The 25965-nt window shown below is 64.0% G+C and carries 23 protein-coding genes and 1 tRNA gene; 15 read left to right on the top strand and 9 right to left on the bottom strand.

What is annotated here, in order from left to right:
* Positions 1-127: 127 nt before the first annotated feature.
* Positions 128-2737, bottom strand: a complete 2610-nt coding sequence (gene acnB / locus H040_RS01500) for a bifunctional aconitate hydratase 2/2-methylisocitrate dehydratase (protein WP_027919654.1) — start codon at positions 2735-2737, stop codon at positions 128-130.
* A gap of 404 nt (positions 2738-3141) precedes the next feature.
* On the opposite strand from acnB, the gene H040_RS01495 reads away from it, so the two are divergent.
* Positions 3142-3621 carry a DUF1289 domain-containing protein gene (locus tag H040_RS01495; protein WP_027919655.1) on the top strand — a complete coding sequence of 160 codons (480 nt, stop codon included), beginning with the start codon at positions 3142-3144 and terminating at the stop codon, positions 3619-3621.
* A 21-nt stretch (positions 3622-3642) separates the two neighbouring features.
* Here the strand turns inward: H040_RS01495 and queD are convergent, their stop codons facing one another.
* Together queD and H040_RS01485 are read right to left on the bottom strand one after the other, a co-directional pair.
* A complete protein-coding gene (queD, locus tag H040_RS01490; RefSeq protein ID WP_012271598.1) occupies positions 3643-3999 on the bottom strand; it encodes a 6-carboxytetrahydropterin synthase QueD in 357 nt (118 codons plus the stop codon).
* Positions 4000-4052: 53 nt separating this feature from the next.
* Complete coding sequence (locus H040_RS01485) at positions 4053-5132, bottom strand: patatin-like phospholipase family protein (RefSeq protein WP_027919656.1); 1080 nt, start codon at positions 5130-5132, stop codon at positions 4053-4055.
* A 152-nt stretch (positions 5133-5284) separates the two neighbouring features.
* On the opposite strand from H040_RS01485, the gene H040_RS01480 reads away from it, so the two are divergent.
* The 5 genes from H040_RS01480 to H040_RS01460 all read left to right on the top strand — a co-directional run bounded on the left by H040_RS01480 (position 5285) and on the right by H040_RS01460 (position 9293).
* A complete protein-coding gene (locus tag H040_RS01480; RefSeq protein ID WP_027919657.1) occupies positions 5285-5593 on the top strand; it encodes a PepSY domain-containing protein in 309 nt (102 codons plus the stop codon).
* The gene (locus H040_RS01475; RefSeq protein WP_027919658.1) at positions 5593-5907 is read left to right on the top strand and encodes a PepSY domain-containing protein; all 315 of its coding nucleotides are present in this window, start codon (positions 5593-5595) and stop codon (positions 5905-5907) included. The genes H040_RS01480 and H040_RS01475 overlap by 1 nt, the downstream gene beginning before the upstream one ends.
* Before the next feature lies 1 nt (position 5908).
* A complete protein-coding gene (locus tag H040_RS01470; protein ID WP_027919659.1) occupies positions 5909-6577 on the top strand; it encodes a response regulator transcription factor in 669 nt (222 codons plus the stop codon).
* On the top strand, positions 6574-7893 hold the full coding sequence (locus tag H040_RS01465; protein ID WP_027919660.1) for an ATP-binding protein: 1320 nt from the start codon (positions 6574-6576) through the stop codon (positions 7891-7893). Before H040_RS01470 ends, H040_RS01465 begins: the two co-directional genes overlap by 4 nt.
* 242 nt (positions 7894-8135) lie before the next feature.
* Positions 8136-9293 (top strand): HPP family protein, encoded by a 1158-nt coding sequence (locus H040_RS01460; RefSeq protein WP_027919661.1) that lies wholly within the window; start codon positions 8136-8138, stop codon positions 9291-9293.
* Here H040_RS01460 and H040_RS01455 read toward each other — a convergent pair.
* The gene (locus H040_RS01455) at positions 9267-10133 is read right to left on the bottom strand and encodes a LysR family transcriptional regulator (protein ID WP_027919662.1); all 867 of its coding nucleotides are present in this window, start codon (positions 10131-10133) and stop codon (positions 9267-9269) included. The two genes, H040_RS01460 and H040_RS01455, sit on opposite strands and share 27 nt — an antisense overlap.
* A 180-nt stretch (positions 10134-10313) precedes the next feature.
* On the opposite strand from H040_RS01455, the gene H040_RS01450 reads away from it, so the two are divergent.
* Positions 10314-12203, top strand: a complete 1890-nt coding sequence (locus tag H040_RS01450; RefSeq protein ID WP_027919663.1) for a propionyl-CoA synthetase — start codon at positions 10314-10316, stop codon at positions 12201-12203.
* Positions 12204-12228: 25 nt separating this feature from the next.
* Here H040_RS01450 and zapE read toward each other — a convergent pair whose 3' ends face one another.
* Positions 12229-13302 (bottom strand): cell division protein ZapE, encoded by a 1074-nt coding sequence (gene zapE / locus H040_RS01445; RefSeq protein WP_027919664.1) that lies wholly within the window; start codon positions 13300-13302, stop codon positions 12229-12231.
* Between the two features lie 103 nt (positions 13303-13405).
* Positions 13406-13648 (bottom strand): DUF465 domain-containing protein, encoded by a 243-nt coding sequence (locus H040_RS01440; protein WP_027919665.1) that lies wholly within the window; start codon positions 13646-13648, stop codon positions 13406-13408.
* Positions 13649-13919: 271 nt separating this feature from the next.
* Between H040_RS01440 and H040_RS01435 the strand changes: the two genes are divergently transcribed.
* Positions 13920-13994 (top strand) — tRNA-Gln (locus tag H040_RS01435).
* Positions 13995-14145: 151 nt separating this feature from the next.
* Here H040_RS01435 and H040_RS01430 read toward each other — a convergent pair.
* The 3 genes from H040_RS01430 to H040_RS01420 are packed head-to-tail and all read right to left on the bottom strand — an operon-like array spanning position 14146 to position 19294.
* Positions 14146-16533 (bottom strand): hybrid sensor histidine kinase/response regulator, encoded by a 2388-nt coding sequence (locus H040_RS01430; protein ID WP_027919666.1) that lies wholly within the window; start codon positions 16531-16533, stop codon positions 14146-14148.
* 13 nt (positions 16534-16546) lie between these two features.
* Positions 16547-17008, bottom strand: coding sequence for a response regulator (locus H040_RS01425; protein ID WP_027919667.1), 462 nt, complete (start codon positions 17006-17008; stop codon positions 16547-16549).
* A gap of 15 nt (positions 17009-17023) precedes the next feature.
* Positions 17024-19294: an ATP-binding protein gene (locus H040_RS01420; protein WP_027919668.1), complete on the bottom strand. Its 2271-nt coding sequence runs from the start codon at positions 19292-19294 to the stop codon at positions 17024-17026.
* A 249-nt stretch (positions 19295-19543) separates the two neighbouring features.
* On the opposite strand from H040_RS01420, the gene H040_RS01415 reads away from it, so the two are divergent.
* The 7 genes from H040_RS01415 (at position 19544) to H040_RS01385 (ending at position 25892) form a co-directional block, all read left to right on the top strand.
* Positions 19544-20071: a Csu type fimbrial protein gene (locus tag H040_RS01415; RefSeq protein WP_027919669.1), complete on the top strand. Its 528-nt coding sequence runs from the start codon at positions 19544-19546 to the stop codon at positions 20069-20071.
* 30 nt (positions 20072-20101) lie between these two features.
* A complete protein-coding gene (locus tag H040_RS01410; protein WP_027919670.1) occupies positions 20102-20638 on the top strand; it encodes a Csu type fimbrial protein in 537 nt (178 codons plus the stop codon).
* 19 nt (positions 20639-20657) lie between these two features.
* Positions 20658-21191, top strand: a complete 534-nt coding sequence (locus tag H040_RS01405; RefSeq protein WP_027919671.1) for a Csu type fimbrial protein — start codon at positions 20658-20660, stop codon at positions 21189-21191.
* A 15-nt stretch (positions 21192-21206) separates the two neighbouring features.
* Complete coding sequence (locus H040_RS01400) at positions 21207-21710, top strand: Csu type fimbrial protein (RefSeq protein ID WP_027919672.1); 504 nt, start codon at positions 21207-21209, stop codon at positions 21708-21710.
* Positions 21711-21750: 40 nt separating this feature from the next.
* The gene (locus tag H040_RS01395) at positions 21751-22527 is read left to right on the top strand and encodes a fimbrial biogenesis chaperone (protein WP_027919673.1); all 777 of its coding nucleotides are present in this window, start codon (positions 21751-21753) and stop codon (positions 22525-22527) included.
* A gap of 165 nt (positions 22528-22692) precedes the next feature.
* Positions 22693-24930: a fimbria/pilus outer membrane usher protein gene (locus H040_RS01390; protein ID WP_371260261.1), complete on the top strand. Its 2238-nt coding sequence runs from the start codon at positions 22693-22695 to the stop codon at positions 24928-24930.
* Positions 24927-25892, top strand: coding sequence for a Csu type fimbrial protein (locus H040_RS01385; RefSeq protein ID WP_027919675.1), 966 nt, complete (start codon positions 24927-24929; stop codon positions 25890-25892). The genes H040_RS01390 and H040_RS01385 overlap by 4 nt, the downstream gene beginning before the upstream one ends.
* Positions 25893-25965 lie beyond the last annotated feature (73 nt).

Genomic DNA, 25965 nt, shown 5'->3' with positions numbered 1-25965 from the left:
GCCACAGGATTTGACTGCAGTGGTGATCCTGTGGGAGCGGGTTTACCCGCGAAGAAGCCGGCATAGGCTGAAACAAGAAAGCCCCGGCATCGCTGCCGGGGCTTTCTTTTACTGCATGTAGCTCAGCTTACGCCTGAACCACCGGGATCTTGGCGTTGGCAGCCGCTTCACGGAACTCGGCGATCTGGTCGAAGCTCAGGTAGCGGTAAACGTCGGCAGCCATGCTGTCGATGTCTTTCGCGTACTGCATGTACTCTTCGACGGTCGGCAGCTTGCCGATGATCGAAGCGACAGCAGCCAGCTCGGCCGAGGCCAGGTACACGTTGGTGGCGTCGCCCAGACGGTTCGGGAAGTTACGGGTCGAGGTGGAGACCACGGTCGAACCGGTCTGCACACGTGCCTGGTTACCCATGCACAGCGAGCAGCCTGGCATTTCCATGCGCGCACCGGCTTTGCCGTAGATGCCGTAGTAGCCTTCTTCGGTCAGCTGGTGGGCGTCCATCTTGGTTGGCGGGGCCAGCCACAGACGGGTCGGAATACCGCCCTTGACCTTGTCCAGCAGCTTGCCGGCAGCGCGGAAGTGACCGATGTTGGTCATGCACGAACCGATGAACACTTCGTCGATCTTCTCGCCCTGTACCGAGGACAGCAGGCGGGCATCGTCCGGGTCGTTCGGCGCGCAGAGCACAGGCTCCTTGACGTCGGCCAGGTCGATTTCGATGATTTCGGCGTATTCGGCATCGGCGTCGGCCGACAGCAGCTCAGGCTTGGCCAGCCAGGCTTCCATGGCCTGGGCGCGACGCTCCAGGGTGCGGGCATCGCCGTAGCCTTCGCCGATCATCCAGCGCAGCAGGGTGATGTTGGACTGCAGGTATTCGGCGATGGCCTTTTCCGGCAGCTTGATGGTGCAGCCAGCAGCGGAACGCTCAGCCGAGGCGTCGGACAGCTCGAAGGCTTGCTCGACGGTCAGTTCGTCCAGGCCTTCGATTTCCAGGATGCGGCCGGAGAAGGCGTTTTTCTTGCCCTTCTTCTCGACGGTCAGCAGGCCCTTCTGGATGGCGTAGTAAGGGATGGCATGGACCAGGTCACGCAAGGTGATGCCTGGCTGCATTTTGCCCTTGAAGCGCACCAGGATCGATTCTGGCATGTCCAGCGGCATGACGCCGGTGGCGGCGGCGAAGGCCACCAGGCCGGAACCGGCCGGGAACGAGATGCCGATCGGGAAGCGGGTGTGCGAGTCGCCACCGGTACCCACGGTGTCAGGCATCAGCATGCGGTTCAGCCAGCTGTGGATGATGCCGTCGCCTGGGCGCAGCGACACGCCGCCACGGGTGCGGATGAAGTCTGGCAGGGTGTGGTGGGTGGTGACGTCGATCGGCTTCGGATAAGCCGCGGTGTGGCAGAACGACTGCATCACCAGGTCAGCGGAGAAGCCCAGGCACGCCAGGTCTTTCAGCTCGTCACGGGTCATCGGGCCAGTGGTGTCCTGGGAACCGACGGTGGTCATCTTCGGCTCGCAGTAGGCACCTGGGCGTACGCCCTGGCCTTCCGGCATGCCGCAGGCACGGCCGACCATCTTCTGCGCCAGGGTGAAGCCCTTGCCGGTGTCGGCTGGCTGCTCTGGCTTCTTGAACAGGTCCGATGGGCCCTGGCCCAGCTCGGCGCGGGCTTTTTCGGTCAGGCCACGGCCGACGATCAGCGGGATACGGCCGCCGGCGCGGACTTCGTCGAGCAGCACTTCGGTTTTCAGTGCGAACTCGGTGACCAGCTCGTCGCTGCCGTGGCGGCGCACTTCACCTTTGAACGGGTAAACGTCGATGACGTCGCCCATGGCCAGGTTGGTGCAGTCGAATTCGATCGGCAGGGCGCCGGCGTCTTCCATGGTGTTGTAGAAGATCGGGGCGATCTTGGTGCCGAAGCAGAAGCCACCGGCGCGCTTGTTCGGCACGTACGGGATGTCATCGCCGAAGAACCACAGCACCGAGTTGGTGGCGGATTTACGCGAGGAACCGGTACCGACCACGTCACCGACGTAGGCAACCGGGAAGCCCTTGGCCTTGACCGCTTCGATCTGCGCCAGCGGGCCGACCGAGCCAGGCTGAGAAGGCTCGATGCCGTCACGGGCCATTTTCAGCATGGCCAGGGCGTGCAGCGGGATGTCAGGGCGCGACCAGGCGTCCGGAGCAGGGGACAGGTCGTCGGTGTTGGTTTCGCCAGGCACCTTGAACACGGTCAGGGTGTACTTGTCGGCGATGGCCGGACGCGAGGTGAACCACTCGCCGGCAGCCCAGGACTCCAGCACGGCCTTGGCGTGAACGTTGCCGGCCTTGGCTTTTTCGGCCACGTCGTGGAAGGCATCGAACATCAGCAGGGTGTGCTTGAGCTGTTCGGCCGCGACGGCGCCCAGTTCGGCGTCGTCGAGCAGCGCGACCAGCGTCTCGATGTTGTAGCCGCCCTGCATGGTGCCCAGCAGTTCAGCGGCGTGCTTGCGGTCGATCAGTGGCGACTTGGCTTCGCCCTTGGCCACGGCGGAGAGGAAAGCGGCCTTGACGTAGGCAGCTTCGTCGACCCCTGGTGGAACGCGGTTGGTGATCAGGTCTACGAGGAAGGCTTCTTCGCCGGCCGGCGGGTTTTTCAGCAGCTCGACCAGGCCTGCAGTTTGTTCGGCGTTCAGCGGCTGGGGCACGATACCCAGGGCGGCACGCTCTTCGATGTGTTTGCGGTAGGCTTCAAGCACAGTTATTACCCTCATCAGTGGTCCCTAAAGGGAGTCCGGGACGCTCATCCAGCATTCAGTGCACCCATGCGCTGCCACGGCTTTGTGGGCCGCCCAGCCAGAGTCGCAAAGAATCCTTACAGAAGCTGCTTTCAAAGTTTTACGCCTGCAGAACGGGAGCTGATGAGGGCTGGCGCGGGCATGCGAGGGTGCATGGCCCGGGCCAACGCCGTTCTACCGGATGAACTGTGCTCGTGACGCTTTGAAAACAGCTTCCAACGGACATTGTTGCCTTGAAAAGGCGGGATGATTCTACGGCAAATTGTCGCGGAAGGTAAGGCGGCGATCATGACTTTAACGAGTGACCGTGGTTAGACAAAGGGCTAACATGGGCCCGTGTTCCACCGCCAAGCCGTTGTTTTTCCATGTCCAACCAGTCCATCAAGACCCCTTGCGTCGGCCTTTGCTCCACGGTGTATGGAGACACGGTGTGCCGTGGCTGCAAGCGTTTCCACCATGAAGTGATCCACTGGAACGGCTACGACGAGGCGCAGAAGCGCGCCGTGTGGCTGCGCCTGGAGCAGCTTTTGGCACAGGTGATGATGGCCAAGCTGGAAGTGTTCGACAAAAACGTGCTGCGCCAGCAGTTGCAGCAGCGCTCGATCCGCTTCGTCGAACAGCAGTCGGAATATTGCTGGGCCTATCAGCTGATCGCGCGCGGGGCGCGGATGATCCGCGATCTGGAGGCTTACGGCATGGCGCTGCTGCCGGAGTTTCGCGACTGGGAACTGCCGCAACTGCGCGATGCCATCGATCGCGAGTTCTTCCTGTTGTCCGAAGCGCACTACCAGCGCTACATCGCCCCCAGCTTCCTGCGCGATGCGGTGGGCGACGGGCAGGGCTGAGACCCTGCCCGCATCGGCGAATCAGTCGCCGGTGTACTCGCAGCCGCTGGTGCAGGTTTCGTGGATGCGCACCTTGGACAGCTCAGGCATCAACGGCTTGACCTGGTCCCAGATCCACTTGGCGATCACTTCGCTGGTGGGGTTTTCCAGGCCTGGGATGTCGTTCAGGTAGTTGTGGTCCAACTGCTCGTAGATCGGCTTGAAGATCGCCTTGACCTCGGCGAAGTCACGAATCCAGCCGGTGTGCGGGTCCAGCGGGCCGGTCAGGTGCAGGCCGACCTTGAACGAGTGGCCATGCAGGCGGCCGCACTTGTGGCCTTCCGGAACGTGAGGGAGGCGGTGGGCCGATTCGAAAGTGAATTCTTTGAAGATTTCCACGCTGTCATAACTCTGTGTGAATCAATAATGCGCGCATTCTACCAGCATGGCCACTACAAGGCTTGCAGGCGTTCGTGCAGCCGCCCGGTGGCTATCAGTTCCAGTAGTTCGTCGCCCAGCCGCTGGCTTTCGGCGATCGCCTGGTACCAGTAGCGCTTGCGGCTCGGCGCATCGCCCATGAAACGCTTGAAATCGTTGCGGTCGGGCAGTTTGCCGTAGGGCAGGGCGGCCAGGTACTGCGGCGACGGGGTCATCAGCAGCACGTTCTGCAGGCGCGTGGCGTCACCCTTGCGCCAGGGCAGTGCCTTGTCGAACCAGCCGGGCACCACCTTGTCGGTGAAGTGTGGGTACAGCACCAGGTCGTCACCGCGGTAGGGCAGGTCGAGGTGGTAGTCGAGCAGGCCGCCGTCGCGGTACGTGCCGGCGCCCGCGCCGGGAATGTCGCGCACACCTTCCATCACCATCGGGATCGAGCCCGAGGCGAGCAGGGCGTGGCGCAGGTTGGCCAGGTCCAGCGGCAGGCAGCGCGAGGGAAAGTCGGTGAGGGCGTCAAGCGGCGGTGCACTGCGCGCATCGTGCAGGATGACGCGCTCGAAGTGCCGGGCCAGGCGTGCGCGCCCCAGCAGGTTGCTGGCGATCACCGAACCCAGGCCCATGCCCAGGCGGCCACGATGGTCGTGGGCGAGTTGGCCGTGGCTTTTCACCACCAGGATGTTCAGGCGGTAGTGCGGGTTGGCGAGAATCTGGCCGTCGCGGCCCTGCAGCAGGTCGTCGAGCATGCGCTGGCAGCTGCGGCTGATTTCGGCGGGGGTGACGCCCTTGGCGAAGTCCTGCTCGGTGTACAACTCGCCCAGGCGGCGGATGCCGGCCACCGGGTCGTCGAGGCAGGCGCTGGCGAAGCGCCAGGAGCCGATCGAGGCGCCGATCAGTGCGCGCTGCCGCGGTGCCGCTGGCAGCCATTCACCGAACAGGGCCAGGTCCAGGCCCTGGATGCCCAGCGGCTTTGGCCCGCCCGCAGCACCTGGCAATACACCCACATCGGCCGCCTGCAGGCCACGTTCGCGAATTTGCTGCAGCGCGCGCTGGCCAGCCTTGAAGGTGAGTGCAGGGAATTTGATGTGAATGGCGCTCATGACGGATCTCGCAGGTAACCAGGCGGTCATTATAGGGGCTTGATACCACTACAGCTGCGCTATCATGGCGCCAGCTGTTTTCAGGTTGAATTAAGGACCGCTGTTTAGTCTTAACCCCGTAGACAACTTGAACGTCGCTCAGGAGAGCCACCATGAAAACCTTGACTGCCCTGTTCACCGCCGCCGCCCTTGCCCTGGGCGCCAATGCTGCCTTCGCCAAGGACGTCCAGCCTGACGAAGTGGTCAAACTGGTCAACGCCAAGACCATCAAGTCGCTGGACGAGCTCAAGGCCGCCGCCGTGGCCAAGCATCCAGGCGCCACCGTCACCGATTCGGAGCTGGAAAACGAATACGGTCGCTACATCTACAAGGTCGACCTGCGCGATACGCAAAACGTCGAGTGGGATGTCGACCTGGATGCCAAGACCGGTGAAGTGTTGAAGGACGAGCGGGACAGCTGATGATCCACTTACCCCGGCTGGCGCGGTATCTGGTGCTGTCGTTGCTGGCCGTGTGCTCGCTGGCCGTTGCCCGCGACCTGGACCAGGACCAGGCCCTGAAACTGCGCCAGAAGGGCATCATCCTGCCACTTGAGCAATTGCTGGCAACCGCCCTGGGGCGTTACCCCGGGGCGCGTTTGCTGGAGGCCGAGCTGGAAGAAGACGACGGCCGCTACGAATATGAAGTCGAACTGCTGACCAAGGAAGGCGTGGTGCGCGAGATCAAGCTTGATGCCAGCAGTGGTGTCCTGCTCAAAGATGAGGAAGACGACTGACATGCGCCTGCTGCTTGTCGAAGACAACGTGCCCCTGGCCGACGAACTGACCACCAGCCTGCAGCGCCAGGGGTATGCCATTGACTGGTTGGCCGATGGCCGCGATGCGGTGTACCAGGGCCAGAGCGAACCCTACGATCTGATAATCCTCGATCTTGGCCTGCCAGGCTTGCCGGGCCTGGAGGTGCTGGCGCAGTGGCGTGCCGGGGGGCTGGTCACGCCGGTGCTGATCCTTACGGCGCGCGGGTCGTGGGCAGAGCGTATCGAAGGCCTGAAAGCCGGGGCCGACGATTACCTGAGCAAGCCTTTTCACCCTGAGGAGCTGCAGCTGCGTATTCAGGCACTGCTGCGCCGGGCCCGCGGCTTGGCCAACCAGCCAACCCTGGAAGCTGCAGGCCTGCACCTGGATGAAAGCCGCCAATGCGTGAGTCGCGATGGCGTCGACATCCAGCTCACTGCCGCGGAATTTCGCCTGTTGCGCTACTTCATGCTGCATCCGCAGCAGATCCTGTCCAAGAGCCACCTGGCCGAGCACCTTTACGACGGCGAGACCGAGCGTGATTCCAATGTGCTGGAGGTGCACGTCAACCACCTGCGGCGCAAGCTTGGGCGCAGCGTCATCGAAACGCGTCGCGGGCAGGGTTACATCTATGCCGGGAGCACCGGGTGAAGTCCATCCAGGCGCGCCTGAGCCTGGGCCTGGTCGCCGTGCTGGTGGTGGTCGGCGTGGTGCTCGCGCAGCTGACCCTGTGGCTGTTCGAGGCTGGTTTGCAGCGCTACCTGGAAAACGGCCTGCGCAAGGAAAGCGAGAACCTGCTGGTGGCGTTGGTGCGCGGGCCGTCTGGCCTGCAGCTGGATGAACGGCGCATTTCCGCGGCTTACCAGCGGCCTTTCTCGGGCTACTACTTCCGTATCGACTTCGACCAGGGTACCTGGCGCTCGCGTTCGCTGTGGGACCTGGACATGCCCAAGCCGGCCGCGCCGGGGCTGTCCGATAGCCATGAGCTGGGCCCGGAAGGCCAGCAATTGCTGGCATTGCGCGCCGATTACCGGCGCCTGGGCCAGAACATCTCGATCAGCGTGGCGCAAGACTATTCGCCAGTACGCGAGGGTTTTCGTCGGCTGCAGCAGATCGGCCTGGGCATGGGCCTGGTGGCATTGCTGATCGTACTGGTGCTGCAGCGCGTGACCGTGACCCGCTCGCTGCGCCCGCTGGAGCGCGCACGTCAGCAGATCGCCCAGCTGCAGCAAGGCCAGCGTTCGCAGCTCGATGCCCAGGTGCCCAGCGAGCTGGCGCCGCTGGTGGGCCAGATCAACCACTTGCTGAGCCACACCGAAGACAGCCTGCGCCGTTCGCGCAATGCCTTGGGCAACCTCGGCCATGCGTTGAAGACTCCGCTGGCGGTGCTGCTCAGCCTGGCCTCCAGCGAGCGCTTGAAAGACTTGCCAGAGGTGCAGGCGCAGCTGCGTGAACAGCTGGAGCAGATCCAGCAGCGCCTGGCCCGCGAGCTGAATCGGGCGCGCCTGGCAGGCGATGCCTTGCCTGGGGCCCAGTTCGATTGTGATGCCGAGCTGCCGGGCTTGCTTGCGACCTTGGGCATGATCCATGGCGAAGGCTTGCTGCTTGAGCGCGATGTGCCGCCGGGGCTGCTGTTGCCGTGGGATCGCGAAGACGTTCTGGAACTGCTCGGTAACCTGCTGGACAACGCTTGCAAGTGGGCCGACAGCGAAGTGCGTCTGGGGATTGCGCCCACAGCCGAGGGGTATCGGTTGTGGGTCGATGATGACGGCCCCGGTATTCCCGAAAGTCAGCGGCTGCAGGTGCTGGAGCGTGGCTCGCGGCTCGATGAGCAGGTCGATGGGCATGGGCTGGGGTTAGGGATCGTGCGCGATATCGTCGAGGCCTGGGGCGGGCGGTTGGCGTTGCTTGAGAGCACCTTGGGCGGGTTGCGGGTGAGCATCGAGCTACCGCGCAAGTCGAGGTAATGCTGGGCCGCGTAGCGCCCCCAGCGGCCAGATCAGCACTGCAAAAAAATTGCAGTACAGCCGCATTTTTTTGAATTAGCCCAATCTTCCCCCGCCCGGCACAATCCCCCTCACGAAACCCTGCGGTTTCCATCTCTCCACGGACGGAGCCCCTTGTGGTATTGCATCCGCGATACGAGGCCCAGGCCACTTCGGCTGGGCTTTCTTTTTAATCAAAAAAATTACAGATCCCGATTACTCAAATGTCTGCCATGCGTTCCGAACGTCGTCTGCAGCGGCTGTTGCCAGCGCCCCTGAATATCCCTCCCAAAGAATGGTTGCGCGCCGGTATCGGCGCGTTGCTCGGCCTGTTCCTCGCCGGTTGGTTGACCAGCCTGGCCTATGGCCCGGGCATTGCCCTGCACCTGCTCGGCCCGTTGGCCGCTTCGGCGGTACTGGTGTTTGCCGTGCATTCCGGGCCGTTGGCCCAGCCGTGGCCTGTGCTTGGCAGTTATGCCCTGGCCGGTGCGGTCGGCCTGGCCATGCGCCAGGGCTTGGGCCCCGAGCTGTGGGTGGCCGCCATTGCCCTGGGCATCTCGATACTGGTGATGTGCCTGCTGCGCTGCCTGCACCCGCCAGGCGGTGGCGTGGCGGTGAGCGCGGTGCTGGCCGATTCTGGGCTGACGGCCATGGGTGATCACCTGCTGGAGCCGGTGTTGCTCAATGCGCTGATACTGATAACCGTGGCGGTGATCTACAACCGCCTGACCGGTGTGCGCTACCCGAAAGGCGCATTGCCGCGCAAGGACCCGCACCACACCCACGACCCGCTGCCCAGCGAGCGCGTCGGCATCCGTGGCGCCGACCTGGATCAGGCGCTGGAAGAGCTGGGCGAATTTGTCGACGTCACCCGCGACGAACTGGAACGCATCATCCTCGCCACCGAGCACCACGCCCTGCAGCGCAGCCTTGGCGGCATCACGGCGGGGGCGGTGATGTCGCGCGATGTGCAGTTCGCTTCGCCGCAGACTACCCTGGAGCAGGCCTGGAAAATGCTCGCCAGCCATCACCTGAAAACCTTGCCGGTGCTGCAGCAGGGCAAGCTGGTGGGTATCGTCAGCCTCAGCGATCTGGTCGGCCCGGCCATGCAGCGGGGCCAGTTCAGTTGGCGTGGCCTGCTCGGCCGCAAAGTGGTGCGCATGGAGCAGGTGATGAGCCGGCGGGTGGTCAGTGTCAGCAGCCAGCATCCGCTGGAGCGCCTGCTGCCGCTGCTCTGCGAGCAAGGCATGCACTGCCTGCCAGTGCTCGACGGTGATCAGCTGGTGGGTGTGGTCACCCAGACCGACCTGGTCGCCGGCCTCAAGCGCCAGTTGCTCAGTGCCGCCGGCAGTGCGTCAGATAACCGGATCCCAGCGTTGTGACCAATCACTGGCGCCGGCTGCCACCAGCCGGCGCAGCACCGCGATGGCCTGTTGCAGGGCCTCGCTGTCGCGTTTGCGCGGGTACACCAGGTAGGTCGGGTAGGTGAATTCCGGCGCTTGTGGCACTCGCTCGAACACGCCGCTTTCCAGGTAGGCCTGTACGACACGAGTACGGAAATACCCGCTTCCCCCTTGGTCGAGGATGAACTGCAGGGCCAACGGCCCGAGGTTGAAACTCAGCGCGGGGCGCGCGCAGTCGGGCAGGGCGGCATCGTGCTGGCGGCGGAAGGCTTCACCCCAGTCGATGTAGATGTACGGCTCGGGCCGATCGACCCGGCGCACACGAATCAGCTTTTCTTCCATCAACTGCTCCACCTGCAGCCCTGGACCGTAGGTCGGCTGGTACACCAGTGCGGCGTCGAGCAGGCCCATCTCCACCTTGCGCAGCAACGATTCGCCATCGCTCACCTCGCTGCGGATGGCATGGCTGGGCAGCTCGCGGTGCAGGGCACTGACCCAGTCCAGCAACATGGGGTTGCCCAGGCTCACTTCCGCGCCTACATGCAGCACCTGCTGGCAACCTTCGGGCAGTGGCAGGTCGCGACGTGCCGCTTCCCAGGTTTGCACCAGCTGATTGGCATAGCTGACGAAGGCTTCGCCATCACTGGTCAGGCTGGCACCGTTGCGGCTGCGCACGAACAGCTGGCAGCCCAGTTGCTGCTCCAGGCGTTGTACGCGGGCGGTGATGGCGGTCTGTGACACGAACAGGCGTTCGGCGGCGGCGACCAGGCTGCCGCAACGCACGACTTCCAGAAAGGTTCGGGCCTGATCGATGTCCATGAGCTGCTCTGTGGCGTTAAGGGGCGCCTATTCTAAGGCCTTTGCACTGTTATGGGGCGTATAAGCGTTCCCTGCAAATGTGCATATGCGTTGTGACTTTAGTCCCATGGCGGGCCCGGTGAGGCGGGCCATACTCAATATTCGCCCTTCAATAACAACAAGTATCGGGTTGCCACCAACATGACCTATCAGCACAGCTACGCCCACTCCATTGCCGACCCTGCTGCCTTCTGGGCCGAACAGGCCGATCACCTGGCTTGGTACCGCAAACCTTCCCTGACCCTGCAGGAAAATGCCGACGGCACCCACCAGTGGTTTGCTGATGGCCGCCTGAACAGTTGCTACCTGGCCCTTGATAGGCAAATCGAGCTGGGCCGTGGCGAGCAGACGGCGTTGCTCTACGACTCACCCGTGACCGGCGTGCAGCAAGCATTCAGCTATAACCAGCTGCGTGACGAAGTAGCGCGCCTGGCCGGGCTGTTGCGCCAGTTGGGTGTGGGCAAAGGGGATGGCGTGATCATCTACATGCCGATGGTGCCCCAGGCGGCCATGGCCATGCTTGCCTGCGCGCGGATCGGCGCTGTGCATTCGGTGGTATTCGGTGGCTTTGCCGCCAATGAGCTGGCCCTGCGTATCGATGATGCGCGGCCAACGCTGCTGCTGACGGCATCCTGCGGCCTGGAATTCGACCGGGTGATCGAATACAAGCCGCTGGTCGACCGCGCCCTGCAGGCCGCTCGCCATCAGCCTCGCCAGGTGCTGGTACTGCAAAGGCCCCAAGCCCGCGCGCAGCTGCAACCAGGCCGTGATCTGGACTGGCAGCAGGCCTTGGTCGATGCCGAGCCGGTGGAACCCGTGGCGCTGGATGCCGGCGACCCGCTGTACATCATGTATACCTCCGGTACCACCGGTAAACCCAAGGGCATCGTCCGCGAAAATGGCGGCAACGCGGTCGCGCTTTGCTATGCGATGCGTCATATCTACGGGATGCAGGCTGGCGATGTGTGGTGGGGTATTTCTGATGTCGGCTGGGTGGTCGGCCATTCGCTGATCGTCTACGGGCCGCTGATGAGCGGCTGCACCACGGTGTTCTATGAGGGCAAGCCGATCCGCACGCCGGACGCCTCGGCGTACTGGCGGGTAGTCGAGCAGTACAAGGTCAATGCCTTGTTCTGCGCGCCCACCGCCATGCGTGCGATCCGCAAGGAAGACCCGGACGGCGAGCTGATCCGCAAACACGACCTGAGCTCGCTGCGCCAGCTGTTCCTGGCCGGGGAAAAGCTCGATTCCAGTACCCATCAGTGGCTGGAGCGGGTGACTGGCAAGCCGGTACACGACCATTGGTGGCAGACCGAAACCGGCTGGCCGGTGACCGCGCCTTGCGTGGGGCTGGAGGGCAGTGCGGCGCGGCCAGGTTCGAGCAACCGCGCGGTGCCGGGCTACCACGTGCGCGTGCTGGATGATGACGGGCACCTGTTGGGCCCTGATCAGCAAGGCGCCATCGTCATCGCCCTGCCGCTGCCGCCGGGGTGCAGCCAGACCTTGTGGGGCGACCATGAGCGCTACCTGCAGGCGTACCTGCAGACCTACCCGGGCTATTACCACACCGGTGACGGCGGTTATCTGGACGATGAAGGCTTTGTCTACATCATGGGCCGTACCGATGACGTGATAAACGTCTCTGGGCACCGCCTGTCCACGGGCGAGATGGAAGACCTGGTCGCACGTCACCCGGCGGTGGCCGAGTGTGCGGTGATTGGTGTGCATGACGAGATCAAGGGCCAGGTGCCGCTGGCGCTGGTGGTGCTCAAGGATGGCGAGGGTATTGCCGAGGCGCAGTTGCTGGTGGACCTGGTGGGCAGTGTGCGTGAGGAGATCGGTGCGCTGGCGTGCTTCAACCGGGTGCGACTGGTGAAGCGCTTGCCCAAGACTCGTTCGGGGAAAATCCTGCGGGCGGTGCTGCGCAAGATTGCCGATGGGCAGGCTTATGTGCCGCCTTCAACCTTGGATGATCCAGCAGTGCTGGGGGAGATCGAGGCGGTGCTGGCGGACCTGCCCAGGGCGGGTTGAGCGGGGCCGCGCAGCAGCCCCTGAATCATGAAGAGCCGATCTGATGCAGTTGCCCCAGGCGACTGCGGGTGCGCATCAGGTCGGCCAGTGGCCCACCGAGGCTTTCTTCAAGTGGCCGTCGCCCGATGACGGTCACCTGCCGGTCCTGGTCATACAGCACATCCACCAGGTTGACGAAGCGCTGCTGCGCCGCCAGCGAGCATTCCGCCAGGTCATCCAGCCCATCGATCACCCACTCGTCGTACAGCCCGGCCAACACCAGGTAGTCGATCACCGCCGTAGCCTTCTCGCAAAGGTCGTCAAAGGCCAGCACCACGCGCCGGCCATCAATGGCCAGGGCGCGTAGCGGGCGCTTGTTCACTTCCAGCATCACGGGCTGTTCATCCGGCACGTTCAGCGCCTGGCGCTGCGCTGCATTACCCGGCCACACATAGTGCCCCTGGGTGAAGCGCTGGTGCTCACGGTTGGCCGGCAGGCTGCGAAAATCGGTGTCGCCGCCGACTTCGAGCACTTCCATCGAACTGTTGATCAGGCGGATCACGGGCAGGAAACGCTCGTGGTACAGCGGGTTGGGCAAGAGCCCTTCAGGTGCGTAGTTGGAGGTCACCAAAAGGAAGATGCCGCGGGCGAACAGGGCGTTGAACAGCCGGGTCAATAGCATGGCATCGCCGATGTCATGCACATGGAACTCGTCGAAGCACAGCACCTGGCAGTCGCCGAGCAGTTCGTCGAGGGTCGCGCCCAGTGCATCGTCCAGCAGGCGGTGCTGGTGCATGCCTTGGTGCAGGCGGGCGAAAAAGTCATGGAAGTGCAGGCGCCGCTTTGCCGCTACCGGCGCTGCCTGGAAAAAGCCATCGAGCAGCCAGCTCTTGCCGCGGCCTACCGAGCCATACAGATAAAGGCTGCGAGGTTGGCCAGTTTCCAGTTGGGCGAGCTGCACCGCCATGCTGTGGATGACCCGGCGCTGGCCATCGCTGAGCTGATAGCCGCGGCTGGCGGCCTTGGCTTCGAACCAGTTGAGCAGTTCACTCTGCTCGGGCGCTGCGGCGCGCAGGCGCTGGCCAAGCTGGCGCAGCGGAGCGGGGATCCAGGCGGGCAAGGCAAAGCCTCCTCGGGCGATGGCTGGGCAGCGCAGCTTGCCCGAGGAAGGCGGTTTTGACCAATACAAAAAGTGCCAGGCATTGATCGTCTGGCACGATAATTCAGGCCTTGCGCTCCAGCTGGCGCTCAATCATGTACTTCACGGTCAACCGGCGTTCCTTGAGCTGGCGCAGGTCTTCGTCGACAAAATTGCCTGCCGAGATCGATTCGGCGGCCAGCACCTGGTTGTCGATGTCCATGTACTCGTCGAGCAGGCGGTCGAGGGCCTTGTCCTGTTGCCGCCGCTGCTGGACGATTTCGCGCGGGTAGTGCAGGTCCTGGTAGAGGTCGTGAGAAACGGGCATGGAGGCCTCCTTGGTCAACACAGTTCGTGTATCTGATTGGAAGGGAGGAATGCGATTGTGTTGAAGCGAAGCGCTGGAAAAACGACGGATGGTTGCCTTCTAGGCCCGTGAAAACCGCCCGGGAACACTAACTTGCTGTTTTAAGGCATTTTTTTTCACGTAGGGGGTTCACAGACCGAAACTTTGTTGTTAAAGTGCCGCGCATTCCAAGACAACAACCCAGTTGTCACCCAATTGGAATTGTCAGAGCAGCATCAGCTGCATCCGATACAGGGGCGTCGCCAAGCGGTAAGGCAGCAGGTTTTGATCCTGCCATGCGTTGGTTCGAATCCAGCCGCCCCTGCCATTTTTCTCTTCAAATCCCTATTCATGATTCAGTGCAGATGACTATCGGCGCTGGGTTTTGTCGTTTCCGTTTCTTGCAATGGCCTCTTCGCGGGTAAACCGGTGCGCCGAACCGATTTACCCGCGAAAGGGCCAGTGCAGGCAAAGCAGATCTAACCTGGCACCCGCAGCAGTTCATTCAACACCCTGGCCAGTTCATCCGCCTGCACCGGCTTCTGCACCACCAGGCTCCCCGGCAGTTCCAGCCCTTCCAGCTCTGCATACCCGGTCAGAAACACCACCGGCAGCTGCGGATGTCGCTGGCGTGCCGCCAGGGCCAGTTGCCCGCCGTTGAATTCGGGCATGGCAAAGTCGGTCAGCAGCAGGTCGATATCGTCGTCCAGCAGTACCAGCGCCTGCTCCCCACTGTGCGCCTGGCGTACCTGGTAGCCATACTGGCGCAGCACGTCACCGAGCATGTCGCGCACCAGATGATCGTCATCCACCAGCAGTACCGTGCGGTCTCGGCCACTGTCATCGATCGAAAGGGTGGCAGTGGGCAGGACAGGGTCGACGGCGACTTCCTGCTTCACCGCCGGCAAGTACACCGCCACCTGGGTGCCATGCCCAGGCTCGGTATCGATGCGCACACCGCCGCCGGATTGCTTCGCGAAGCCGAACACCTGGGCCAGACCCAGGCCGGAGCCTTTGCCGATGTCCTTGGTGGTGAAGAACGGCTCGAACACCTTGGCCAGCACTTCTTCGCTCATGCCGCAGCCGGTGTCGCGAATGCTCAGCATCACGTACTCACCCGGCTCCGGGTCTTCCGGGCGCTGCGGGCGCGCCTTGATCCGCGTGTTGCGGGTCGACAGGGTCAGCTGGCCGCCTTCTGGCATGGCGTCGCGGGCGTTGATCGCCAGGTTGAGGATGATCATCTCGGTCTGGGTCGGGTCGGTCAGCGCTTGCCACAGGCTGTGGTCCAGGTCCAGACGCACCAGGATGTTGCCGCCGAGGGTGCGGCTCAGCAGTTCCTCCAGGCCGGTAAGGGTGCGGTTCAGGTTCAGCGGCACCGGCTCCAGGCGCTGGCGGCGGGAAAAGGCGAGCAGCTGCGAGGTCAGCTTGGCGCCGCGCTCACCGGCTTCGCGGATGTGCGTCAGGCGGCTGCGGGCCTTTTCCAGTTCACCCTTGGCCAGGTCGCGTTCAAGAAAGCTGGCGCCGGTGAGGATGACCGTGAGCAGGTTGTTGAAGTCGTGGGCGACCCCCGCAGTGAGCTGGCCGACAGCCTCCAGCCGCTGCATCTGCTGCAGCGCCGCCTCGATGCGTTCGCGCTCGGTGATCTGTTCGCGCAGGCGGGTGTTGGCTTCGGCAAGGCCGAGGGCGTTTTCCCGTTCGCTGGTGATGTCGCGCGCTACCACGTAGAGCAAGGTGTCTTCCGGCACCACCACCCAGGACAGCCAGCGCAACTGGCCGCTGGCATGCTGGATGCGGCCGACGAAGCGTGCGCTGCTGCGGCCGTGGGCAAGGGCGGCCAGCTCGGTGAGCAGGGCTTCCTGATCTGCCTCCGGCAGCAGGTGCAGCAGCGAAGTCTGGCTCAGGCGCTCGCGGGAAAAGCCCAGGCTGGCCTCCCAGGCCGGGTTGAGGGCCACTGGGGTCAGGTCTTTGTTGAGCACCGCGAGCAAGTCCTGGGACAGTTCCCAGGCACGGTCGCGTTCACGGGTGCGGCGCTCGACCCGTTCGCCGAGCATTTCGTTGAGCTGCTTGAGCGCCTGGGTTGCCTGGCGCTGGGTATGGATGTCCTGCAGTACACCGGAAAACCGCGTGCACTGGCCGTCGACGAACTGGCACTGGCCGCTGCTGAGCAACCAGCGCGGTTCCAGGCCGTTGGGTTGGGCGATGCGGAACTCGACCCGGTACAGGCCGTCGCTGTCCGGGCGCATGGCTTGTTCAACGGCATCGCGCACCTTGGGCTGGTCGTCGGGGTAGATGCCGGCGTAGAACACCTGCAGGTCCATCTCGGTATCGACCGGCAGGCCGAACAAGGTCTTGCAGCGGTGGTCCCAGATGAGCTGGCCCTGTTGCGGGCGGAAGTCCCAGGTGCCCATGCCAGCGGCATTGATGGCAATGCGCGCGCGTGCTTCGACATCGGCCAGGGCTTCCTCCGCGCGGCGACGGCGCTGGCGCTCCTGCACTTCGGTGAGGGCCCGGCGCACGGCTTTGGGGAGCAGCGGCAGGTTTTTCTTGAGCACATAGTCAGTGGCGCCCAGGCGGATCATTTCCACCGCATGCTCTTCGCCATAGATGCCCGAGAGGAAGATGAACGGCGTGTCGGGCGCCAGGCGCTGGGCGATGGCCAGTACATCGGTGCCGGAAGAGCCGGGCAGTACGCAGTCGCACAGGATCAGGTCGAAGTCGGCCTGAAGCAGGGCGTGCTCGAACCCGACGTGGTCGAACACCAGCTGCGATTGCACCTGCAACCCACTGCGCTCCAGGCACATCAAGGTCAGCTCGGCGTCCATCGAGCTGTCTTCGACCATCAACATTTTCAGCGGTGTCGGCAACATCTTGGTGCAGGCCTCAGTTGCTACCGCGCCGGTTCAGGCGCAGTGAACCGGGTGGCGGCTCGTTGAGCACCGCCCAGAACACGCCCAGGTCAGAAATTGCCGCGACGAATTCCTTGAACTCCACGGGCTTGACCACGTAGGCATTGACGCCCAGCTCATAGGCGCGCAACAGGTCAGGCTCTTCACGCGAAGAGGTCAGCATCACCGTCGGGATGCTTCGCAGCTCTGCGGTGGCGCGTACTTCCTTGAGCACTTCCAGGCCATCGACCTTGGGCAGTTTCAGGTCCAGCAGCAGGACCGCCGGGTTGCCATCGTCGCGATCGACGTAAGCGTTGCGTCGCAGCAGGTAGTCGAGTGCGTCGGCGCCGTCACGCAAGACGATGACTTCGTTGGCCAACTGGCTGCGCTCCAGGGCCAGGAGCGTCAGCTCCAGGTCCCGGGGGTTGTCTTCGACCAGCAGGATGGGCTTGAGCATGGTAATACAGGTACCTCAGGTAGTTGCCGGGTGGCGCGGCAGAGTGAAGTGGAAGCTGGCGCCCTGATCGACCTGGCCTTCGGCCCAGACCCGCCCGTCATGGCGCTCGATGATTCGCCGCACGCTGGCCAGGCCGATACCGGTGCCTTCGAAATCTTCCATGCGGTGCAGGCGCTGGAACACCCCGAACAGCTTGTTGGCGTAGGCCATGTCGAAGCCTACACCATTGTCGCTAATGTACACCTCGGTCTCGTCCTGGTGTTGGCGGGCGCGGATCGTGATGTGGGCAGGTTCACGGCCACGGGTGTACTTGATGGCATTGGCGATCAGGTTGTGCAAGGCCATGTTGATGAACGCCGGGTCGGCGATCACCTTGGGCAGTGGCGCGATGTCCCAGACGATTTCGCGGCCTTGGTAGTCGGGTGCCAGCTCCTGGCGGATGGCTTCGACCAGTGCGTTCAGGTCGACATCCGACAGGCGCAGTGCCGAGCGGCCCATTTGCGAAAAATTGAGCAGGTTGTCGACCAGGCTGCCCGCGAAACTCGCGGCCTCTTCGATGTGATGCAGGAAGCGTCGGCCGCGCTCGCTCAGGCCGTGGCCCTCGATTTCGCCCAGCAGCTCGGAATAGCCGGCGATGTGCCGCAGGGGCGCACGCAGGTCGTGGGACACACTGTAGGAAAAGGCCTCGAGTTCCTTGTTCGAGCGGCGTAGCTCATTGGCAAGCTGCGCCAGTTCCTCGGCCTTGCGCAGGACGATGCCGAGCACCGCCGTGCGCAGTTCGAGCACGCCCTCGATGACCAGCGGGCCCCATGGCTCACAGTAGCCACTGACCTGCTCCTGCCAATGTTCGAAGCTGTGCCGCGGGTTGAGCGCGCCCTGGGGGCTGACTTCCTTCTCGGGGCGCCCGGCCCAGTTGACCGTGCGCACCTGTTCGGGGCGAAACCACAGCAGGTAGTGCGAATGGATTTGCGAGATGGCCACCGCCAGCACGCCGCCGGCATGGGCCGCGAGCTCTGGCAGCTCATCTATGTCACGGCGCAGGTTGTCGCTGTGGAACACCGTCTCATCGCCGCGCCGGGTCAGCCAGTGCACCAGTGCCGTGACTTGTGCGGCCGGTGGCGTCTGGCCGATCAGGTCGCAGCGCTCGGCAGAAATCACTGCTGCGCCGCTGGCGTTGGCGAACGCCAGCAGCACCTCGGGCAGGTCACGCAGGCCGTCGCTGACGCTATCGTGGTCGGCCATCGACGAGATCATGCGCACGATATGCTGGCGCAGGTCGAGCAGCTGGCGGGTCTTGGCGTGCGATTCGCGGCTTTCGATCTGCAGAGACAGCACGCTGGCCAGCAATTCGCAGGCGGTGCGGGTGCGCAGCTCGACCGCGCGCGGCTGGGCGTGGTGACAGGAGATCAGGCCCCACAGCTCGCCATCTACCACGATCGATAACGACATCGACGCCAGGGTGCCCATGTTGCGCATGTACTGCAGGTGCACTGGCGACACGCTGCGCAGGGCGGCGAAGCTCATGTCCAGGGGCTTGCCAGTGCGAGGGTTGTTCGCAGGCAGCAGCGGCGAGGCCTGGTAGTTGGCATCCTCGATCACACGGATGCGGTTGACCCGGTACAGGTCGCGGGCCTGGCGCGGGATGTCCGAGGCTGGGAAGCACAGGCCAAGGTAGCGCGGGTAACCCGCGTCGGCGAGTTCGGCCAGCACCTGGCCATTGCCCTCAGCGTCGAAGCGGTAGGCCTTGACCCGACCGAAACCGGTGAGGCGCTTGACCTGCACCACGCACTGCTGCAGCAGCTCTTCCAGGCTGTCGGCGTTGTGCAGGCTGCTGACGAAACCGCGCACCAACGGGTAGTAGTCACCCTGGTCGGCCAGGTCGACGGGCGGGCGCAAGGGTTCGAATTCGGCGATAAGCACCTGATCGTGGCGGTGAGTCAGCAGGCGCAAGGTGTCGGCGAAGGGGGCGCCTTGGCGCAAGCGTACGTCGCCGATATGAAACGGGAATGCCTCGTCTTCAGGCAGGCGTTCGAGCTGAGTGCGCAAGTCAAAACTTTCGCTGACCACGTCGGCGAAGTTGCAGCCGATCAGCTCCCGCGCTGGCACGCCCAACCAGCGTTCGACGTTCTCACTGGCCTGGAGGACGCGCAGGTCGCATTCATCCAGCACCAGCAGAAAGCCATGCGGCTGAATGCTGCCGGGTATCTGGATCGGCTCTTGGGCGCAGCGCTCCACGGCTGCGGCGAGCGCGTTGTCTGCAGTCGTCAATGGAAACGCTCCTGTCAATTTGTTCCATGCATGCCGTATGTATCGGATCACGGCGGTTGGCTGTCAGGCACGGTACCAGATTGTTGGCCGTTTTACCGGCCTATGGCCATTGGAGGCATGAGATGGCCAGGGGTTCGCCTGGGTTGGGAAATTTCTTGCCGGTTGGCTAGCGCTTTGTCATTAGCTCAAAAGAATGGCATGGCGCCATCACGCTTCTGCCACCTGCTGCTACGCTCAAATTGACAGTAGAAGAACAAGGAACATCCAGTGACGGAACGCTTTGTGGCCGCGCTGTTTGGCCTGTTGTTGAGCGGCAGTGCCGTAGCGGCGGACTTCCTGGTAGAGGTGCGGGTGCTGGTGCAGCGTGGCTGCATGCTGGTCACCCAGCCGCGTGACGCGGGCGCCCAGGCCCTGGGTCTTATTGACCTGGGCAGTACCGCTCGTCTGGATGGCCCGGATGCGCCATTGAGTGGCGTATTGCTCAACAAGCGCCCGCCACGCCTGGAATGCAACCCTGACACGCCTTATCAAGTGCGCGTCGACGGCGGCCAGCACGGCGGTGTCGGCGAACTGCGTTTCCTCGCCAGTGAAGATGCCAAGGCCAGGCCAATTCCCTATCGCCTGTACCGCGATGCTGCCTGGCGTGAGCCGGTGGTCGTCGGTGAGCCCCATGCTGCACGCGTATCAGACAGCGGTTCGGTTGTACTGCCGCTGTACGCCCGTATCGACAAGCTGGCCTGGGTGCCTCGGGCCGGGCAGTACGCCGATCTGCTGAAAATCACCGTCACCTGGTAGCGAGGCCACCATGCACAAGGACGTCATGCCATGAACCGCACTTCGCTCCTGTTGCTCAGCCTCGGCCCGCTGCTGTTGCCCGGCGGCGCTGTGCATGGCACCACCACCGGGTTCATCCAGGCGCGCCTGGTGATCAGCGCCGCCTGCCAGATCAACAGCGGCGACCAGCCGCCCGCCACCTTGGGCAACCCTGGCCTGATGGATTTTGGCCAGCGCGGCCCGAACTGGGATGCGCCGTTGCGCAGCCGGGTTGACGAGGCGGGCGGAGAAGGCAGCTTGCAGATCAGTTGCACGCCCGAGGTGCGGGCTTTCAATGTGCGCATCAATGGTGGCCTGAATGGCGACGATGGTGTGCGTCGGCTCAGCAATGGCCGCGAAATGATCCCCTATCAGCTGGCGGTCGACCCCGGTGGCAACAGCCGCTACGGCATCGGCCAGGCCCGTGCTTTCACCATCAGCAGTACCGAGCAGATCCCGATTCCCATCTACGGCGTAGTGGTGGCGCAACCGCGCTCGCTGCCGGCCGGGCTGTACCGCGACACCTTGAGAGTGACCCTGGACTGGTAAACGACGCAAGGAGACTCCGATGCGAACGACTTTCACTCGCTGCATGCTCGCCGGCTTCGGCCTGGCCATGGCAGTTCACGCCCAGGCCGCCACGGTGACCGGGAACATCACCTCGACCCTGACCCTGACCTCGGCTTGCCAGGTCAACGGCGCCGGCGGCACCACAGGGTTGAACTTCGGTAACCTGAATTTCGGGACCGCCGATGCCCTGTTCACCACCGCCAACGCCCAAGTGCTGGGCGGTGGCGGCGGTGCCATGAGCATCCTGTGCTCGGCCGGCACGGTGCCGGTGATCAAGGTGCGCGCCGGGACCCATGATGGCCAGTCGAGCGGTGGCACCCGGGCCCTGGCTGATGGTGCAGGCAACTTTGTGCCATACGACTTCTATACCGATGCAGGGCGAACCCAATTGCTGGCGGTCGACGGCACTATCACCCTGCCAACCAGTACCGGCGTGGCGCAGACCGTCAACCTGTACGGCCAGGCGCGCGGCAAGGCGGGCCTGCCGGCAGGTACGTATACCGACACGGTTGCCGTCGAGCTGTCGTTCTGAGCCATGTGCGCCTGCATGCGCACATGGCTCGGCGGGTGCCTGGTGGGGGGTGGCGTGTTGTTGGCCGCGCCTCTGGATGCGGCTACCAGCAGCACCTTCCAGGTGAGCGCGCAGATCGTTGCCGGCTGCCTGGTGGTGGGCGGTGTGACCAGCTATGGCGTGCTCAATTTCGGCACCCAGTCGGCGCTGGCCACCAGTACCCTGAGTACCTCGCTGGGAGGGACCACGGTGACCTTCCAGTGCACGCCAGGGGTGGCCCTGAGCATGAGCCTGGACGGCGGCCAGAACAGCGCCAGTGGCACGCGCAACCTCAAGCGCACCGGCGGCACACAAGTGCTGGCCTACCAGTTGTACCGGGACGCGGCCTTCAGCCAGGCCTTGGGCATCGGCCAGAGCGTGACGGTGAGTTACACGGATGCCACAGCTATCAAATTGCCGGTGTATGGCCGTACCCAGTTGCCCGGCACCTTGCCGGCCGGGACCTACACCGATGTGGTGCAAGTATCGGTGACCTGGTGAACACACCAGCACCCAAGAAAAAGAAACCAAGGAGAGTGGCATGGGGGTAGGCGCGAAGTGGGCGCAGGGTGTAATCGGTTTGTTGCTACTGGCGAGCCTGCCGGTGAAGGCAGCCACTTCAGTGCTGATCTGGCCGATCGACCCGGTGCTGGAGGCCGACCAGAAGGCTGGTGCGCTGTGGCTGGAGAATCGCGGCTCGGCCCCGGCCAGCCTGCAGGTTCGAGTGTTCGCCTGGCGCCAGGGCGACTATCAGGAGCAGTACCAGGCCCAGCGCGAAATCATCGGTAGCCCGCCGGTGGCCAACATCCCCCCAGGTCAGAAGCAACTGATACGCCTGACCCGCACCGGCAGCTCGCCGGCCGGTCAGGAGCAGGCCTACCGGATCATCATCGATGAAATCCCTTCGCCCTTGCCGGCCGATGCTGGCAGCTCGGGCACCACGGCAGCAATCCGCCTGCAGATGCGTTATTCCGTGCCGCTGTTCGTCTACGGCGAGGGGCTGTGGGGCAAGGCCGACCCGGAGGGCAAGCGCAATGCCGCCGGGGTCGGCACGCCGCAGCTGAGCTGGCGCCCAGTGACGGTGCAGGGCAAACCCTATGTGGAAATGCGCAACACCGGCCCGGTGCATGCGCGCCTGACCGATGTGGTGGTGCAGCAGGGCGGCCAGGCCAAGCCTTTGGCCGAGGGCCTGCTCGGCTATGTTTTGCCAGGTGCCAGCATGCGCTGGCCGGCGCCGGTGGCGCCGAACGCTGGCAGCGTGATCAAGGGGAGGGTGAACGGCCAGGAAACAGCCGAAGCGATCCGGCAAGGGCAATGAGCCCGTCGCCGTATGAAGGGCAAGGGCCATGGAGGACCTGGCAATGGTCGGAATCCGTGTGTGAGATGGCTGTCGCGGGCTTCGCGCCGCTGGTGCCTGGGGCTGACCTTGTTCGGCCCCTGCCTTGCGCTGGCCGACGACCTGCCACCGCCGCCCGGCGAGTCCATGGCCATCGCCGACGCCACGCTGTACCTGGACCTGCTGGTGAACCAGATGCCCAGGGCTGAGCTGGTGCCAGTGCAGCAACGTGCCGGGCGCCTGTACCTGGACAACGACGTGCTGCGCAGCCTGGGCGTCAAGCTGCCGGGCGACCCGCAGGGTGAGGTGGCGCTGGACGATGTGGCGGGCCTGCATGCCGATTACGACAGCCAGAACCAGCGCCTGTTGCTGCAGGTGCCTGCGGCCTGGCTGCCGGACCAGCAGGTCGGCGACCGCGGCCTGTACCCGGCCAGCGAGGCGCGCAGCAGCTTTGGCGCCTTGTTCAACTACGACGTGTACCTCAACGACACCGATGACGGCGGCTCCTACCTGGCCGCCTGGAACGAGCTGCGCCTGTTCGACAGCTGGGGCACGTTCTCGAGCACCGGCCAGTGGCGCCGGTCGTTCAATGGCGCGCAAGATGACAGCCGCCAAGGCTTCCTGCGCTACGACACCACCTGGCGTTTCACCGACGAACAACGCCTGCTGACCTATGAGGCTGGCGACTTCGTTACCGGGGCCTTGCCCTGGACCAGCTCGGTACGGGTCGGCGGCATTCAACTGTCGCGTGACTTTGGCGCGCGCCCAGACCTGGTCACCTACCCTTTGCCGGCGTTTGCCGGTGAAGCGGCGGTGCCGACCTCGCTGGACCTGTTCATCAATGGCTACAAGTCCAGCACCACCGAATTGCAGCCAGGCCCGTACACCCTGACCAACGTGCCGTTCATCAATGGTGCCGGTGAGGCAGTGGTAGTGACCACTGACGCCCTTGGCCGGCAGGTGTCCACCACGTTGCCGTTCTACGTCACCAGCAGCCTGCTGCAAAAAGGCCTGTCGGACTTCTCGGTGGCCGCCGGTAGCCTGCGTCGCGACTATGCCGTGGAAGACTTCGGCTACGGTACCGGTGTTGCCTCGGCCAGCCTGCGCCATGGCATCAGCGACAATTTCACCGTGGAAACCCATGCCGAGACCGCCGATTCGCTGCTGCTGGGTGGCCTGGGCGGCAACATGCGCGTGGGCACGTTCGGCGTGCTCAATGCGGCCTTGGCGCAGAGCCGGTTCGAGGGTGAGAAGGGCCACCAGGTCGCCCTCGGCTACCAGTACAACAGCCAGCGTTTCGGCTTCAACTATCAGCGTGTGCAACGCCACGGCGAGTATGCCGACCTGACCCGGGTCGACATTCCCGACATGCAGCTGAGCCAGCGTAGCGAGCAGGTGACCCTGAGCGTCAACCTCAACCAATACGGCAGCCTGGGCGCCGGCTATTTCGATGTTCGCGCCGGCGATGGCACGCGCACCCGGCTGATCAACCTGAGCTGGAGCAAGCCGCTGTGGGGTAACAGCAGCCTGTACCTGTCGGCCAACCGCGAGGTCGGCGACAGTAACTGGGCGGTGCAGGCGCAGGTGGTGATCCCGTTCGATTTCGGCAGCACCCTGGCCGTGAGCACCGAGCGCAGCAAGGACGGCGAGAGCCTGCAACGGGTCAACTACAGCCGTGCGGTGCCAGTGGGCGGTGGCGTGGGCTACAACCTCGGCTATGCCAGCGGTAGCGACCGCGATGCCTATCGCCAGGCAGACGTCACCTGGCGCATGCAGTCGGTGCAGTTGCAGGCCGGTGTGTACGGCAGCAGTGGCGAGATGACCCGCTGGGCCGATGCCAGTGGTTCGCTGGTGTGGATGGATTCCGGCGTATACGCGGCCAACCGTATCGACGATGCCTTTGTGGTGGTCAGTACCAGCGGCTACGCCGACGTGCCGGTGCGCTACGAGAACCAGGAAATCGGCCGCACCGACCGCAGCGGTCACCTGCTGGTGCCGTACAGCAGCGGCTACTATCGCGGCAAGTACGAGATCGACCCGATGAACCTGCCGCCCGACGTGCTGGCCGCCGAAGTCGAGCAACGGGTGGCAGTGCGCCGTGGCAGCGGCTACCTGCTGGAATTCCCGCTCAAGCGGGTGCTGGCGGCGAGCATCGAGCTGGTCGACGGTAACCAGCAACCTTTGAAGCTCGGTAGCAAGGTCAACCACCAGGAAAGCGGCAGCCAGGCCGTGGTCGGTTGGGATGGGCTGGTATACCTGGAGAACCTGTCGCCGCACAACCGCCTGCAGGTAATGCTGGAAGGAGGAGGGCAGTGCGTGGTCGAATTCGATTTGCCCGATACGCAAGGTACAGTCCCGCTGATCGGCCCGCTGGTGTGCCGATGAAGCGGCTATGGTGTGCGCTGCTGATGCTGCCTGCGGGTTCCGCCTGGGCATTGTGTTCGTCCGTGCCCACGTTGCCGGCGGCGTTCGGAACGATCAACTCGACCTTGGTACGCACCACTGTGCAGACCGCTTCGTCGACCAACTCGGGGCTGCAGTGCACGGGGTCCCTGCTGAGCCTGCTGACCTCCACCGACCACTTCAACGCCACCATCACCTCGGCCTCGGGAACCAGCGGCCTGGTCGGCCCCACCGGCGACGTCATCGGCTACACCCTGTACGCCGATAACAGCACCAACTACCCGATCAGCCGCGGCGTGCAGTTCGACTTCGCCCGCAACGGCATCATCGACTTGCTCGGCCTGCTTGGCGGCACCACGCCCAAGTCCGTGCCGCTTTACTTGCGCACCCAGGTGGGCAGCAACGTCGCGGCAGGTCTGTACCAGGAAAACCTCACGGTTGCCTGGAGCTGGAACTACTGCTCCGGCATCGGCGTTGGTGCCATCTGCCTCGGGCGTGACATCGGTTCAGGGACCCAGAACCTGACTGTCACCCTGACCGTGAGCAACGACTGCCAGATCACCACACCCAACATCAGCTTCGGCAGCGCGCCGGTGGTGGCCGGGTTCGGTACGGTAAGCCAGAGCGTGAGCCTGTCTTGCACCAAAGGCAGTGCCTATACGGTGGGCTTGAATGATGGGGAGAACGTATCGGGCGGGCGGCGACGGATGAAGTCCACGGCGGGCAACTACCTGGCCTATGACATCTTCAAGAGCGCAGGGACTGTGCGCTGGGGGTCGCTGACTACCGCCCGGCGCTCGAGTAGCGATGCTGACGTGAACCCAGGCAACGGGACGGGGACGGGTAGCCAGATATTCAACTACAACGCCAAGGTCTATACCGACCAGGTTACGCCGCCGGCGGCGAGTTACCTCGACAATGTGATTCTGGATGTGCAGTTCTGAAGGTGCAAACCTGTATCGGCCCCTTCGCGGGTAAACCCGCTCCCACAGGAACTGCACAATGTCCGAGACTGTG

It is taken from the genome of Pseudomonas sp. URMO17WK12:I7 (genome assembly GCF_003269045.1).
Lineage (GTDB): Bacteria > Pseudomonadota > Gammaproteobacteria > Pseudomonadales > Pseudomonadaceae > Aquipseudomonas > Aquipseudomonas putida_J.
This window is presented reverse-complemented; position numbering and strand designations above follow the sequence as displayed.